The sequence below is a fragment of the Enterobacter cloacae complex sp. IR5384 genome, assembly GCF_049237265.1.
GTDB classification, from domain to species: Bacteria; Pseudomonadota; Gammaproteobacteria; order Enterobacterales; family Enterobacteriaceae; genus Enterobacter; species Enterobacter cloacae.
The window spans coordinates 197844-213200 of record NZ_JBMKHJ010000003.1; the positions used below are offsets into that span (position 1 = coordinate 197844).

Genomic DNA, 15357 nt, shown 5'->3' on the forward strand with positions numbered 1-15357 from the left:
CACTCCTTACAGCGCCTGGATTTTCGCCCACACGCTGTCGTCAATGGTGATGCCGTTGCGGCGGTTCTCTTCAAGCAGTCGCGTAAATTCATGCCCCGGCAGACGGACAGCGACGTTTTCGTCTGCCCGCTCGGCGGTGGTGATAAAGTCCATAATACGCTGCAGTTTGGCATCGCGGGTTGGGCCGTCGATCAGGCGGTCGACCTCGATGGCGATAAAGATCTGTGACACGCCATACTCGTCGCTGTTGTCCTGGGTAACTTCCGCCACGGAGGAGCCGTTAGAGAGCAGGGTGGCGATCATGTCGAGCACAATCGATAAGCCGGAACCTTTCCAGTAGCCCATCGGCAGAATACGGCGATTTTTCTCAATCACGCCAGGCTCTTTGGTCAGATTGCCCTCGTCGTCGAATCCGCCGTCGACCGGTAACGTGCGTCCGGCCAGTCGGTTCACTTCCAGCATGCCGTAGGAGAACATCGACATCGACATATCGACCATGGTGATTGGGGAGGAGGGGATCGCCACGATCAGCGGGTTGGTGCCGATGCAACATTCTTTTGACCCCCACGCGGGCATCACCGCAATGGAGTTGGTCCAGCAGATCCCGATGTAGCCCTTCTCTGCGGCTTGCCAGCCATAGCTCCCTCCGCGCATCCAGTGGTTAGCGTTACGCAGCGCAACCAGACCGATACCGTGATCGGAGGCCAGTTCGGTGGCACGATCCATCATTTTTTTCGCCGTCAGGTTACCGATGGCGCGTTGGGCATCCCACTGTTCGATGGCCCCTAATGTGGTCACCCGTTTTGGCTGGGCATCAGGAATGATGTCGCCCGCGTCCAGTTGCTGAATAAAACGCGGGAAGCGGTTCACGCCGTGGGAATAGACGCCAGATTCCGTGGTGCGGGCAAACATCTCCGCGCAGGCATCCGCCGTTTCTGCTTTTACACCGCGATCGAGCAGAACCCGATTGAACGCTGCTTTTAACTCTTCGAATGTCACTTTCATCCCTGTTCTCCTGTTCTTCGTAGGGGCAAGTGCGAGTGCTTTTTTATCGCTAAATTTCACTATGCGAAATCTGATTTCAAATATAGCGATCAAATTTTGCCAGATCAACGACATTCATGATTTTCAAAATCGATTAAAATCAACCGGTTGTGTTTTTTCTTTTGAGATCGTGAACTGAACCACACTTTGCGCTACCATCAGGGCGCGATAAAAAGGAGCCATGGGATGAGCATGAAAGAGAGCGACATGACGCAAGAAAAAGAGAGGCCAGCAGGTAGCCAGAGCTTGTTTCGCGGTCTGATGCTGATTGAGATCCTCAGTAACTATCCGAACGGCTGTCCTCTGGCCCATTTATCGGAACTGGCCGGGCTGAATAAAAGCACCGTGCACCGGTTACTGCAGGGATTGCAGTCGTGCGGGTACGTCACCCCGGCACCGGCGGCGGGCAGCTATCGCCTGACCACCAAATTTATCGCCGTCGGGCAAAAGGCGCTGTCGTCGCTGAATATCATCCACGTGGCTGCTCCGCATCTTGAGTCGCTGAATATCGCCACCGGCGAGACGGTGAACTTCTCCAGCCGCGAAGACGATCACGCGATCCTGATTTATAAGCTTGAGCCGACCACCGGTATGCTGCGCACGCGTGCCTATATCGGCCAGCATATGCCGCTTTACTGCTCGGCAATGGGCAAGATCTACATGGCATTCGGTCACCAGGACTATGTGGCGAGCTACTGGGAAAGCCACCGGGATCAGATCCAGCCGCTGACCCGCAATACCATCACTGAACTGAGCGCGATGTATGACGAGCTGGCGGAAATCCGCGAGCACAGCATGGCGATGGACAAAGAAGAGAACGAGCTGGGGGTCTCCTGTATCGCGGTGCCGGTGTTTGATATTCATGGCCGCGTGCCGTATGCGATCTCAATTTCGCTGTCGACCTCCCGCATGAAGCAGATTGGCGAAAAAAATCTGCTTACACCTCTGCGTGAAACGGCGGACGCGATCTCCAGAGAGCTGGGTTTTAACGTGCGCGAGGGATAACAGATGAACCGGTTCATCATGGCGGATTCGGCAAAATGCATCGGCTGTCGCACCTGCGAAGTGGCGTGTGTCGTGTCGCATCAGGACGCCATCTCAACAGACGCCTTTACGCCCCGCATTCGGGTAGTCAAAGGGGACGCTTTCACCACGGCGGTGGGTTGCCATCAGTGTGAAGATGCCCCTTGCGCGAATGTCTGCCCAACGCAGGCGATTCGCCGTGGCGAGGGAGCCTGGCAGGTTGAGCAGGCGCGGTGTATTGGGTGTAAACGCTGTATGGTGGCGTGCCCGTTTGGGGCGATGCAGGTGCAGTGGGCAGGAGATACGCTTCAGGCGCTGAAATGCGATTTATGCGCGCACCGCGCGGACGGACCGGCCTGTGTGGAAGCCTGCCCGACCCACGCGCTGAGCTGTGTCGATCCCGCCAGATTACGCACCGAGCGGTTGCGTCATCTGGCGTAGGTTCTTACTGGGCGTCTTCGCGCCAGGCGAATTCGATCTCTTCGGCGAGAATTTTTACCCCGGCTTCGATTTTTTCCGGATCGGGCACGTAGTTCATGCGCATACATTGATGCGTATGCGGCCACGGCTTGTCCAGCCCCGGGAAGAAGTAATCTCCCGGCACCATCAATACGCCTCGCTTCTTCAGGCGCTGATAAAGCAGCTCGGTGGTGATCGGCAGATCTTTAAACCACAGCCACAGGAAAATTGCCCCTTCAGGTTTGTGGATCAGGCAGCGTTCTTCCGGTAAATAGCGGCGAAGTATGGCAATTGTTTCCTGAACACGCTGATAGTAGAACGGCTTAATCACGTCATTAGACAGGCGCAGCAGATCGTTGCGTTTAATCATTTCGCACATCATCGCCGGGCCAATACCGCCAGGAGAAAGGCTGATAATGCCGTTCATGTTGGTAATGGCGGTGATGATTTTTTCATTGGCGATGATGATCCCGCAGCGGCTGCCCGGCAGGCCGAGCTTGGAGAGGCTCATACACAGGACGATGTTCGGGTTCCACAGCGGCCGTGCTTCGCTGAAGATAATACCCGGGAACGGCACGCCATAGGCGTTATCGATCACCAGCGGGATGCCATGCTGATTTGCCAGCGCATCCAGTTTCATCAGCTCGTCGTCGGTGATGACGTTGCCCGTTGGGTTGGTTGGACGTGATACGCAGATCATGCCCGTCTCTTCACCAATGTGCAGATGTTCAAAATCGACGTGGTATTTGAACTGACCTTCCGGCAGCAGCTCAATATTCGGGCGCGCGGAGACGAACAGATCCTCTTCCAGACCGGAATCGGCGTAGCCGATATACTCCGGTGCCAGCGGGAACAATACTTTTTTGGTGGTGCCGTCGGCGCGACGTCCTGCGAAAAGGTTAAACAAGTAGAAAAACGCGCTCTGACTGCCGTTTGTCAGTGCAATATTCTGCGGTTCGATATCCCAACCCAGCTCTTCACGCAGCATGTCGGCGAGGAGTTTCAGCAGTTCGGTTTTACCCTGAGGGCCGTCGTAATTGCAAAGCGCATCGGTTGCTTTGCCGTTTTCCAGCATCTGAGCGAGCAGCGTCTGGAAATAGGTATTCATCTCCGGGATTTGAGCCGGGTTTCCGCCGCCGAGCATGATGGCGCCCGGTGTGCGCAGCCCGTCGTTGAGGTCCTCCATCAGGCGGGTAATGCCTGAATGGCGGGTAAATTTGTCGCCGAAAAGTGAAAACGTCATAGCAGGTGATCTGTCGAGCTTGTTTTGAAAGTGGGTAACCATAACGCTAGCACCGTGCGGGTGCAAATCGGCTGGTGTGGTCGGATTTGTGGTTTTATGTGGCGGGTGTGGATTTTTGTAGTGAATAGTTCTGGTGAGTGCCCCTCACCCCGGCCCTCTCCCGGTGGGAGAGGGAGAAAACCGCGATGAGGGGGCTATTGGTTCCCCGCCCAGACGACCATGACTTTATCGCCATCATGTTCACGTACGAATCCATACCCCTCTTTCAGCGAAAGCGTGGTTTGCTTGCCTTCACCTATCGCCGGATGGCGGGCGCGGAACTGACCCAGCGTTTGCCAGTGGGCGACGGTTAACGCCTGTTTGCCCGTTACATCCTGCCAGTTCATATCCGAGCGTGTTCCCTGCAGAGGGTCGGAACCCGTCGGCCCGAACGGACGCTCTGATTCATCCCCATAATAGATTTGTACGCTGCCTGGCGCTAACAGCAGCAGTTCTGCCGCGCGCTGGCCCCCTTCGCGGAACAGGCGGGTGTCATGCGAGGAGAGATAGCTCAGGACGTTAAAGCTTTGCAGTTTTTCCGCCATCTGCTGCCAGGTCAGATCGATATCGGCCAGGCAGTTCACCGCTTTTGCCGCCTGCTCCTGATAATCGAAGTTAATCATCGCATCGAAGCCGTGGCGGTAATAATCGCTCTGCATGACCCCGTGGCCCCAGGATTCACCCGTCATCCAGAACGGCGCATTGTCGAGTTTTTTGTCCGGGTGAGCACCTTTCCAGGCCGCCAGCGCCTGGCTTGCCTGGTCCTTCAACTGCTGCCAGGCCGCCAGTTCCACGTGTTTTGCCGTATCAACACGGAAACCGTCAATGCCATACTCGCGTACCCACTGGCTGAGCCAGTGGGTCAGGTAATCGCGCGGGGTGTATCCCGGGATAGCTTTTGCCTGGGTATCGGGCTTGTGCTGATAAAAGTTTGGCAAACCGGACGGCGTGGTGGATTCCGTTTTCAGGTCGGGTAAAAACGCCAGTGACATGGTCAGGTCGTCAAAGCCCGGGTTGTCGTAATCGCCAATATCGGTGCGGATCCATTTTTTACCCCACCATTTTTCCCATGCGGCTTTATCGCTGAAGTTGATGTAATCATTAAAGCTGTGCCAGCTTTGTCCCGTGCCCGGCTTCCAGTCGGTCCAGCGTGCACCCAGCGTTTTCTTCAGCTCATCACCTTGCAGATAGAGTGCGCCAAACTGGTACTCCTGCATGTCGGCAAGCGTTGCGTAGCCCACATGGTTCATGACGATATCGAACAGAATGCGGATGCCGCGCTTGTGCGCTTCATCGACGAGATGACGTAAATCATCTTCGGTGCCCATGTTGGCATCAAGCCTGGTCCAGTCCTGCGTGTAGTAACCATGGTAGGCGTAGTGGGGGAAATCGCCTTTGGTGCCACCGCCGACCCAGCCATGGATCTGCTCAAGCGGGGAGCTTATCCAGAGCGCGTTTACCCCCAGTTGCTGCAGATAATCAAGCTTGCTCGCAAGCCCTTTCAGATCGCCGCCGTGGAAAGTGCCAATCTCCTGCATGCCGTCTTTGTGGCGGCCATAGCTATTGTCATTCGTGGGGTCACCATTCACGAAGCGGTCGGTCAGCACGAAATAGACCGTAGCGTTTTGCCAGCTAAACGGCGCGGGTTTGTCGGTTTCGGCGCGCTCAAGCAGCAGCAGGCCGTTGCTGTTGGCGGCAGGCTGAAGGGTAATTTTTCCCTGCTGCACCGTCGCGGTTTGTTTGCTGTAGAAATCTCGCACCACGGAGCCTTCCGGGAAGGTGTTTCCCACCTCCAGCGTCAGGGGTTTTCCATCCCATTTTGGGCACTGGCGGATAACGTTTGCCACCGGTTGTTCTGCTGCGCTCTTGATGGTCAGCATCAGGGTTGGCGTGCCGGAACGGGTATCGACACGCATCTGGTATTCTCCGTCGCGGAACAGACGCCACTGCGGCGGCGTGCCGTCACACGGTTTGAGCGACAGCATCTCGTTGAGTTTTATCGCTTCTGTTGGCTGCCAGCACGTGTTGTCAAAACTCACTGTTAAAGGACGCGTACCCTTCGCAAGCTTTGCCTGGCTGGTGAACATTCCGGTGCCTTCGGCGCTGAACGCGTTAAATCCCGGCGATGACCAGTCAGCGTGTGCCAGTGCGGGTAACATCAGAAAAGCTACGGCGGTGCGTTTCATTCCATCTTCCTGTCGCGGCATTTTTGACCAGTGTGCCATCAGGTGAGGCGTAAAAACTCATCCCCCGGCGCTTTCTACAAGGATGACGCGAGAGGATGAGTGATCCCGCGCAAAATTAGGCAGTTATCTGCGAGATCGCACACAAATTTTCAGAATTGATGCTTAAGTGAGCACGTTTCAGGTGACATAGTTTCGGAATTGGACTATTTCTATACGTGCTCTTGAAGTCTATTTTTGATATGATTTGAGATTCCGCTCTCAAATTTGTGAAAAAAATAAGGTGTTGGAATGTTTATATCCGACCAGGAGACCTAATGATATCGACTCCCATTCGACGATATGGGGCCGCGATACTCATGTTACTCACCACGACATTTTCGGGTGGGGTGCTTGCAAAGACGCACACGGATACAACGAGTAAGAAAGCCCACGTAATAAAGACGACAAGCAGTAAGGTTAGCAGTAAACAAGAGTATTCTCGCAATAGTGCAAAGAGTAGTTCACTTCCTGATTTGCGAAAATACCCTTCCGGAACACCAAGGAAAAAAGCGTTTCTCCGGACAGTAATGCCTTACATCACAAGTCAAAACGCCGCGATTACGGCAGATCGTAACTGGTTGATCGCCAAACAGTACGATAGCCGCTGGACGCCGTCCGAGCGCGCGCGCCTGAAAGATATCGCAAAGCGCTACAAGGTAAGCTGGAACGGTAACACCCGTCGTGTGCCGTGGAACTCGCTCCTTGAGCGTGTCGACATCATCCCGGGCAGCATGGTTGCGACAATGGCTGCAGCCGAAAGTGGCTGGGGCACCTCGAAGCTGGCGCGCAACAACAACAACCTCTTCGGCATGAAGTGTGTGAAGGGGCGTTGTAAAAATGCGCCGGGCAAGGTGAAGGGCTACTCGCAGTTTGAATCGGTGAAAGACTCAGTAAATGCCTATGTGGTAAACCTGAACACCCATCCGGCCTACTCGTCGTTCCGTAAGTCACGCGCACAGCTGCGTAAAGCGGATCAGGAAGTAACGGCCAGTACGATGATCCACAAGCTGAAAGGTTATTCCACCCAAGGTCAGCGCTATAACAACTATCTGTTTGCGATGTACCAGGATAACCAGCGACTTATCGCCGCCCATATGTAATCCCAATAACGCCTTCAACTGGAAGGCGTTTTCTTTTCTACATCATGACTTCGCTGTGGCGTTCCCGATACTCTTTCGGCGTGTTGTCATACTCTTTACGAAACACCGAATAAAAATACTGCAGCGACGGGTAGCCGCACATCTGCGAGATTTCGTTGATCGACAGCGACGTGGAGATGAGCAAACTGCGCGCTTTCTCCAGCTTCTCTGCGTGAATGACCGCATGAATGGTTTCGCCCACTTCCTCTTTAAAACGCTTCTCCAGATTTGAACGGGAAATACCCACCGAATCCAGCACCTGATCGACCTTGATACCTTTGCAGGCGTGGTTGCGGATAAAGTGCATCGCCTGAATGACTGCCGGGTCGTTTAAGGAGCGGTAATCCGTTGAGCGACGTTCTACCACGCGAACCGGGGGAACCAGCAGGCGCTGAAGCGGCAGGGATTCGTTATCCAGCAGACGATGCAGTAATTTTGCGGCCTGATACCCCATCTGTCGGGTGCCCTGCGCCACTGAGGAAAGGGCCACGCGAGAAAGGTAGCGGGTAAGCTCTTCGTTATCGATGCCAATCACGCACAGTTTCTCCGGCACCGGAATGTGCAAATGTTCGCAGACCTGCAATACATGGCGCGCACGGGCGTCCGTCACGGCAATAATGCCGGTTTGCGGCGGCAGCGTCTGCAGCCAGTCAGCCAGACGGTTTTGCGCGTGCTGCCAGTTTTCCGGCGCGGTTTCCAGCCCCTGATAGACCACGCCGCGGTACTTCTCCTGGGCGACTAGCTGACAAAAGGCGTGTTCGCGCTCAACGGCCCAGCGTTTGCCGCTGGAGGCTGGTAAACCATAGAACGCAAAGCGATGGACGCCTTTCTCCTTTAAATGCAGAAACGCGCTTTCGACCAGCGCATGGTTATCGGTGGCGATATAGTGGACGGGAGGATAGTGTTCGGGCGAATGGTAAGAGCCGCCGACGCCCACAATCGGGACGTCGACGTCAGTCAGTAACTGCTCAATGACCGGGTCGTCATAGTCAGCGATGACGCCATCGCCCAGCCAGTCTTTGATGTTCTCGAGTCGGGTGCGGAAATCCTCTTCGATAAAGATATCCCACTCAGATTGCGACGCCTGCAAATATTCACCAACGCCCTCTACCACCTGTCGGTCGTAAGCTTTGTTGGCATTGAATAACAACGTAATGCGGTGACGCTTTTCAAACATGGCTCGCTTCCCAAATAAGTCACAATACGGTTATCAGGTACGCCGCTTGGTGGCAGAGTCCATCCAGACTGCCAGCAAAAGAATGGCCCCCTTGACGATATACTGCCAAAACGTCGGGACGTCCATCATACTCATCCCGTTATCCAACGAAGCCATGATAAATGCCCCCATCACCGCGCCCGCCACGCTGCCGACACCGCCTGCGAGGCTGGTACCGCCAATGACGCAGGCGGCGATAGCATCCAGCTCGGCAATGTTTCCGGCAGACGGGGAACCCGCTCCGAGACGCGAGCTGAGGATCAACCCGGCGATAGCAACCATCAGGCCGTTGATGGCAAAGACCGCCAGTTTGGTGCGCTCTACGTTAATGCCTGACAGACGGGCGGCCTCAAGGTTACCGCCGATGGCGTAAATACGGCGGCCAAACGCGGTGCGCGTGGCCATAAACATGCCGCCCAGCAGCAGGAGGGCCAGCAGGAGAACTGGCGTAGGCACGCCGCGATAGTCATTCAGGAGCCAAATCGCGCCGAGCACGATCACCGCAGTCAGTGCCTGACGTCCCACCACGGATGTTGATGGGGAGGAGGCCAGCCCCAGCGACTGACGGCGCATACGGCCACGCCACTGCCAGACCACGAACGCCAGCAGCCCGACCACGCCGATGGTAAAGCCCATGCTGTCGGAGAGGTAGCTCTGACCAATCTGCGACATGGCGGCGCTGGTGGGAGAGACGGTGGTGCCGTTGGTGATGCCAATCAATACGCCGCGGAAGGCCAGCATTCCTGCCAGAGTAACAATGAACGACGGGACCTTCCGGTAGGCAACCCACCAGCCGTTCCAGGCACCCAGCACCAGACCTAATACCAGCGTCACCGCCACGGTCAGCGGCAGCGGCCAGCCGAGCCAGACGTCAAAAATGGCCGCGACGCCGCCGAGCAGGCCCATCATCGACCCCACCGACAGGTCGATTTCCGCCGAAATAATGACGAAGACCATGCCCACGGCCAGAATGCCGGTGATGGCAGTCTGGCGCAGCAGGTTAGAGACGTTACGCGCGCTCAGGTAGGAGCCATCGGTCATCCAGGTAAAAAACAGCATGATGGCGATAATTGCCGCGATCATCACGAATACCTGCAGGTTCAGCGCTTTTAACCCCGCGAATGCGCCGGGCGTCTGAACAGCGACTTTGATATCAGACGGATTGCTTTTCGACATGACGTTCGCTCCTTAAAGCGGCTTCCATCACCTGCTCCTGCGTCAGGTTCTGGTTAATCAGATTGGCTTTCAGTTTGCCCTCGTGCATGACCAGCACACGGTCGCTCAGGCCGAGCACTTCGGGTAATTCAGAGGAGATGACAATGACGGCGATCCCTTGCTGTACAAGCTGATTAATCAGTTTGTAGATTTCGTACTTCGCACCGATATCAATGCCGCGCGTCGGCTCATCCAGGATCAAGATGCGTGGATTGAGGAGCAGACAGCGCGCCAGAATGGCTTTTTGCTGGTTGCCTCCGCTCAGGCGTCCAATGGCCAGTTCCGGTGAGGATGTTTTCACTTTGAGGCGGGCGAGAGATTGCAAAATGCACTGCTGCTCTGCGGCATCATCAAGGCTGCTCAGCGCGCCGGAGAACTGATCGAGTGCCGCGAGCGTGATGTTTTTACCCACCGCCATTACCGGCACGATGCCGTCTTTTTTGCGGTCTTCCGGCACCATGGCAATTCCGTGGGCAATTGCCTGCTGGCAGTTGTCGATTTTCACCGGCTTGCCATCAATATAAACCGTGCCTTCCCAGCGCCCTGGCCAGACGCCGAACAGGCACTGCACGGCTTCAGTACGTCCGGCGCCGACGAGCCCGGCAACACCGAGAATTTCACCCCGGTGCAGGGAAAAGGAGATGTTGTTTACGCGTTTGATATGGCGATTTACCGGGTGCCACGCTGTCAGGTTTTCTACGCGTAACACTTCATCACCCGTTGTGTGAGGTTCATTCGGGTAGAGCGCCGTCAGTTCGCGGCCCACCATCATGGTGATGATGTCATCCTCGCTCATGCCTTCGGCTTCGCGTGTGCCGATGTGTTGACCATCGCGGATCACGCAGATGGTGTCCGAAATGGCTTTGACCTCGTTGAGTTTGTGAGAAATGTAGATGCAGGCGATACCGTGATTTTGCAGATCGCGGATGATATCCAGCAGGACGGCCGTTTCCTGTTCGGTGAGAGAGGCTGTGGGTTCGTCGAGGATCAGCAGCCTGACCTGTTTGTTCAGCGCCTTAGCGATTTCAACCAGCTGTTGCTGCCCCAGGCCCAGGTCTCCCACGCGGGTATCCGGCGAAATGGCCAGACTGACCTGCGCCAGCAGTTTTTCACAGCGTAGCGTCATGGTGTCGTAATCCAGCACGCCGTGGCGCGAAATTTCGGCCCCGAGGAAAATGTTCTCCAGCACGGTGAGATGCTTCACCAGCGCCAGCTCCTGGTGAATGATGGCGATACCCTTACGTTCAGTATCGCGAATGTGGGTGGCCTGAATGACCTCGCCGGCAAAGACAATTTCACCTTCGTAGCTGCCATGCGGATAGATCCCGCACAACACTTTCATCAGCGTCGACTTACCCGAACCGTTTTCGCCGCAGAGCGAAACCACTTCACCAGGATTTAGCCGCAGGCTCACGTTATCGACCGCTTTCACCGCGCCAAAACGCTTGGTGATGCTCTTCATTTCAAGTAAATAAGGCATAACTGCTCCACATGACCCGAGGTAAAAACAGTACAAGTCGATGCGCCCCCGCAGGGCAGGGGCTGCGCTGGATTACAGTTCACTCTTCTTGTGGAAACCGTCTTTGATAACGGTGGCGTCAATGTTCTCTTTATTGACTTCAATTGGCGTGAGCAGGCGTGCCGGCACATCTTTCAGACCGTTGTTCAGCGTCGCGTCGGCTTTCGGTTGTTTACCGTTCCCCAGCTCTACGGCGATCTCTGCAGCCGTGTTGGCCAGTTCAGTGATGGGCTTATACACCGTCATGGTCTGGGTGCCCGCAATGATGCGTTTTACACCGGCGAGATCCGCATCTTGGCCTGAAATGGCCACTTTCCCGGCCAGCCCCTGCGCGCTCAGCGCCTGAATGGCACCCCCGGCGGTGGCGTCGTTGGAGGCGACGACGGCATCAATTTTGTTGTTATTCGCGGTTAGCGCGTTTTCCATAATTTTCAGCGCGTTTTCAGGCAACCAGCCGTCCGCCCACTGATCGCCAACCACTTTAATCTTGCCGCTGTCGATATACGGCTTGAGGACTTTCATCTGGCCTTCACGGAACAGTTTGGCGTTGTTATCCACCGGTGAGCCGCCCATCAGGAAATAATTGCCCTGCGGCACTTTATCGACCAGGCTTTTTGCCTGCAGTTCACCCACTTTTTCATTGTCGAACGAAATATAATAATCAATGTCCGCATTATTAATCATGCGATCATACGCCAGAACTTTAATCCCTTCTTGCTTCGCTTCTTTCACGACGTTACTTAATACCTGGCCGTTATAAGGGATAATGACCAGTACATCAACGCCACGGTTAATCATATTCTCAATTTGCGACATCTGCGTTTCTTCGTTGCCATTTGCAGACTGCACAAACACACTTGCGCCAAGTGATTCCGCTTTTTTAACAAAAATATCGCGATCTTTTTGCCAGCGCTCCAGACGCAGGTCGTCAATCGCCATGCCAATTTTGACCTCTTTGGCATGTCCTGCAAAGCTTGCAAGGAGGAGAGTAGTGCAGAGCGTTAGGGTCAGGTTCTTTATCTTCATAATTATTAGGCCTTTTGTAGGGGTATGTGTTGCTGAGATAAAAGAAACATTCACTGCTTAGACGCAGCAAATTTTTAACGCGGAAAGGCGGGCTGGCAATTACAGATTTTTATCTTCTCATTACGATATTTGGTTTATTTCTGAATTTATGACCGCGATCGGATTTTAAAATACGTAAGGTCTTAATTACATTTGATTATGGAATCTGCGCCGAAAAATAGTTTGCTTGCGCATTATTTTGCGAGCCAGCGCACAGTTGCGCATTCTCTCAATAGCAGTGTGAAATAACGTAATTGAGCAACCCAAAATGTCTATTCACTATTACTCCTGTATCAACGACTCGCCGCATACCCTGATTATGGAGCTCAATATGCAAGCTTATTTCGACCAACTCGATCGTGTTCGTTACGAAGGCCCGAAAACGACCAATCCTTTAGCATTTCGTCACTACAACCCGGATGAGCTGGTGCTGGGTAAGCGCATGGAAGATCATCTGCGCTTTGCCGCCTGTTACTGGCATACCTTCTGCTGGAACGGCGCCGATATGTTCGGTGTGGGTTCCTTTGACCGCCCGTGGCAACAGCCGGGAGAGGCTATCGAGCTGGCGAAGCGCAAAGCGGATGTGGCATTTGAATTCTTCCACAAGCTGAACGTGCCGTATTACTGCTTCCATGACGTGGATGTGTCGCCGGAAGGCGCATCGCTGAAAGAGTACCTGAACAACTTTGCGCAGATGGTGGATGTGCTGGCGGCGAAGCAGCAGCAAAGTGGCGTGAAGCTGCTGTGGGGCACGGCTAACTGCTTCACGAACCCTCGCTATGGTGCCGGGGCAGCAACTAACCCGGATCCAGAAGTGTTTAGCTGGGCGGCCACGCAGGTCGTGACCGCAATGAATGCAACGCATCAGTTGGGCGGCGAGAACTATGTTCTGTGGGGCGGCCGTGAGGGTTATGAAACCCTGCTGAATACCGATCTGCGTCAGGAGCGCGAGCAGATTGGCCGCTTCATGCAGATGGTGGTTGAGCATAAGCATAAAATCGGTTTCCGCGGCACGCTGCTGATTGAACCGAAGCCACAGGAACCAACCAAGCACCAGTACGATTACGACGTCGCGACCGTGTACGGCTTCCTGAAGCAGTTCGGCCTGGAAAAAGAGATTAAAGTTAACATTGAAGCCAACCATGCCACCCTGGCGGGCCACTCTTTCCATCACGAAATTGCGTCTGCCATTGCGCTGGGCATCTTCGGATCGGTCGATGCTAACCGTGGTGATGCGCAGCTGGGCTGGGATACCGACCAGTTCCCGAACAGCGTGGAAGAGAATGCGCTGGTGATGTATGAAATCATCAAAGCGGGTGGTTTCACTACCGGCGGCCTGAACTTTGACGCCAAAGTGCGTCGTCAGAGCACCGATAAATACGATCTGTTCTACGGCCACATTGGCGCGATGGATACCATGGCGCTGGCGCTGAAAGTCGCTGCGCGCATGATTGAAGACGGTGAGCTGGATAAACGTGTCGCGAAGCGTTATAGCGGCTGGAACAGTGAGCTGGGCCAGCAAATTTTGAAAGGCCAGTTATCGCTTGCGGAAATCGCGAAGTACGCTGAACAACATCAGCTGGCGCCGCAGCATCAGAGCGGACACCAGGAACTGCTGGAAAATCTGGTCAATCACTATTTGTTCGACAAGTAAAAACATAGGCCCGGTAAGCGGAAGCGCCACCGGGCATTTCTGTCAAAGGAGCCACCACAATGTATATCGGGATTGATCTTGGCACATCGGGTGTGAAAGCCATCCTCTTAAGCGAGCAGGGTGACGTGTTGGCAACGCAGACTGAAAAACTGCAGGTTTCGCGTCCGCATCCGTTATGGTCGGAACAGGATCCGGAGCAGTGGTGGCAAGCGACGGATCGCGCAATCAAGGGGTTAGGTGAACAGCACAGTTTGCGTGAGGTCACCGCGCTGGGTATCGCCGGACAGATGCACGGCGCTACGCTGCTGGACAGCCAGCATCGTGTGCTGCGCCCTGCGATCCTCTGGAACGATGGCCGCTGTGCGGAAGAGTGCGCGCTCCTGGAAGAGCGAGTGCCAGCGTCCCGTGACATCACCGGCAACCTGATGATGCCCGGCTTCACCGCGCCGAAGCTTCTCTGGGTGCAACGCCATGAGCCGGAGATTTTCCGTCAGGTGGCGAAGGTCTTACTGCCAAAAGATTATCTGCGTTTTCGCATGACGGGGGATTTTGCCAGCGACATGTCCGACGCCGCTGGCACCATGTGGCTCGACGTGGCGAAACGCGACTGGAGCGAGGCGATGCTGGATGCCTGTCATCTCACCCGTGAGCATATGCCCGCACTCTTTGAAGGCAGCGAAATTACCGGCACCTTACAGTCCGCCATAGCGGAACGCTGGAACATGCCTGCTGTGCCGGTGGTGGCTGGCGGCGGGGATAACGCGGCGGGCGCCGTGGGTGTCGGCATGGTTGATGCGGGCCAGGCCATGCTGTCTCTCGGCACCTCTGGCGTCTATTTTGCCGTCAGCGACGGATATCGCAGCAACCCGGAAAGTGCGGTGCACAGTTTTTGCCATGCGCTGCCAGGAAAATGGCATTTGATGTCGGTGATGCTCAGTGCAGCTTCTTGCCTGGACTGGGCGGCGAAGCTGACCGGGATGGCCGATGTTCCGGCATTGATTACCGCAGCACAGCAGGCGGATGAAAACGCTGGTACCGTCTGGTTTTTACCGTATCTCTCCGGTGAGCGTACACCGCACAACAACCCGGAAGCGAAAGGGGTATTTTTTGGCTTAACCCATCAGCACGGTCCTGCGGAACTGGCGCGTGCGGTTCTGGAAGGCGTGGGCTATGCGCTGGCGGATGGAATGGACGTGGTGCATGACTGCGGCCTGAAACCAGCAAGCATCACCCTGATCGGCGGCGGCGCACGCAGCAGCTACTGGCGCCAGATGCTCTCTGATATCAGTGGATTGCAGCTGGACTATCGTACCGGGGGCGATGTGGGCCCGGCGCTGGGTGCCGCGCGGCTGGCGCAGATAGCCATGAACCCGGACAAACCGCTTTCGCAACTGTTGCCACAGCTCACGCTGGAACAGGCTCATCTGCCCGACGCAACTCGCCACGCGCGATATGCTGAAAGGCGCGATGTGTTCCGCAAAATTTATCAGCAGTTGCTGCCGCTGATGTCATAAGC

The 15357-nt window shown here is 55.3% G+C and carries 12 protein-coding genes; 5 read left to right on the plus strand and 7 right to left on the minus strand.

The genetic code is table 11. The features are described 5' to 3' along the window. Nucleotides 1-6: 6 nt before the first annotated feature. Nucleotides 7-1005 (minus strand): 3-dehydro-L-gulonate 2-dehydrogenase, encoded by a 999-nt coding sequence (gene yiaK, locus ACOTX3_RS04550; RefSeq protein ID WP_013094954.1) that lies wholly within the window; start codon nt 1003-1005, stop codon nt 7-9. 225 nt (nt 1006-1230) lie between these two features. On the opposite strand from yiaK, the gene yiaJ reads away from it, so the two are divergent. Both yiaJ and ACOTX3_RS04560 read left to right on the plus strand, forming a co-directional pair. Continuing rightward, nucleotides 1231-2049, plus strand: a complete 819-nt coding sequence (gene yiaJ, locus ACOTX3_RS04555; protein ID WP_023621211.1) for an IclR family transcriptional regulator YiaJ — start codon at nt 1231-1233, stop codon at nt 2047-2049. Nucleotides 2050-2052: 3 nt separating this feature from the next. Beyond that, nucleotides 2053-2508 (plus strand): 4Fe-4S dicluster domain-containing protein, encoded by a 456-nt coding sequence (locus ACOTX3_RS04560; RefSeq protein WP_013094956.1) that lies wholly within the window; start codon nt 2053-2055, stop codon nt 2506-2508. A gap of 4 nt (nt 2509-2512) precedes the next feature. Here ACOTX3_RS04560 and avtA read toward each other — a convergent pair whose 3' ends face one another. Then, nucleotides 2513-3769 (minus strand): valine--pyruvate transaminase, encoded by a 1257-nt coding sequence (gene avtA / locus ACOTX3_RS04565; protein WP_058679180.1) that lies wholly within the window; start codon nt 3767-3769, stop codon nt 2513-2515. A gap of 194 nt (nt 3770-3963) precedes the next feature. Further along, the gene (locus ACOTX3_RS04570) at nt 3964-5994 is read right to left on the minus strand and encodes an alpha-amylase (protein ID WP_058661798.1); all 2031 of its coding nucleotides are present in this window, start codon (nt 5992-5994) and stop codon (nt 3964-3966) included. Between the two features lie 314 nt (nt 5995-6308). Between ACOTX3_RS04570 and ACOTX3_RS04575 the strand changes: the two genes are divergently transcribed. Then, the gene (locus tag ACOTX3_RS04575) at nt 6309-7133 is read left to right on the plus strand and encodes a protein bax (protein ID WP_014830204.1); all 825 of its coding nucleotides are present in this window, start codon (nt 6309-6311) and stop codon (nt 7131-7133) included. A gap of 37 nt (nt 7134-7170) precedes the next feature. Here ACOTX3_RS04575 and xylR read toward each other — a convergent pair whose 3' ends face one another. From xylR to xylF, 4 genes are all read right to left on the minus strand, one after another. After that, nucleotides 7171-8349 carry a D-xylose utilization transcriptional activator XylR gene (xylR, locus tag ACOTX3_RS04580; RefSeq protein WP_014830205.1) on the minus strand — a complete coding sequence of 393 codons (1179 nt, stop codon included), beginning with the start codon at nt 8347-8349 and terminating at the stop codon, nt 7171-7173. A gap of 33 nt (nt 8350-8382) precedes the next feature. Further along, nucleotides 8383-9564 carry a xylose ABC transporter permease XylH gene (xylH, locus tag ACOTX3_RS04585; protein WP_013094961.1) on the minus strand — a complete coding sequence of 394 codons (1182 nt, stop codon included), beginning with the start codon at nt 9562-9564 and terminating at the stop codon, nt 8383-8385. Beyond that, the gene (locus ACOTX3_RS04590) at nt 9542-11083 is read right to left on the minus strand and encodes a xylose ABC transporter ATP-binding protein (protein WP_013094962.1); all 1542 of its coding nucleotides are present in this window, start codon (nt 11081-11083) and stop codon (nt 9542-9544) included. The genes xylH and ACOTX3_RS04590 overlap by 23 nt, the downstream gene beginning before the upstream one ends. Nucleotides 11084-11155: 72 nt before the next feature. After that, nucleotides 11156-12148 (minus strand): D-xylose ABC transporter substrate-binding protein, encoded by a 993-nt coding sequence (gene xylF / locus ACOTX3_RS04595; RefSeq protein WP_013094963.1) that lies wholly within the window; start codon nt 12146-12148, stop codon nt 11156-11158. Between the two features lie 370 nt (nt 12149-12518). On the opposite strand from xylF, the gene xylA reads away from it, so the two are divergent. Both xylA and xylB read left to right on the plus strand, forming a co-directional pair. After that, nucleotides 12519-13841, plus strand: coding sequence for a xylose isomerase (xylA, locus tag ACOTX3_RS04600; RefSeq protein ID WP_014830210.1), 1323 nt, complete (start codon nt 12519-12521; stop codon nt 13839-13841). Between the two features lie 59 nt (nt 13842-13900). Then, nucleotides 13901-15355 carry a xylulokinase gene (xylB, locus tag ACOTX3_RS04605; RefSeq protein ID WP_038982531.1) on the plus strand — a complete coding sequence of 485 codons (1455 nt, stop codon included), beginning with the start codon at nt 13901-13903 and terminating at the stop codon, nt 15353-15355. Nucleotides 15356-15357: the final 2 nt, after the last annotated feature.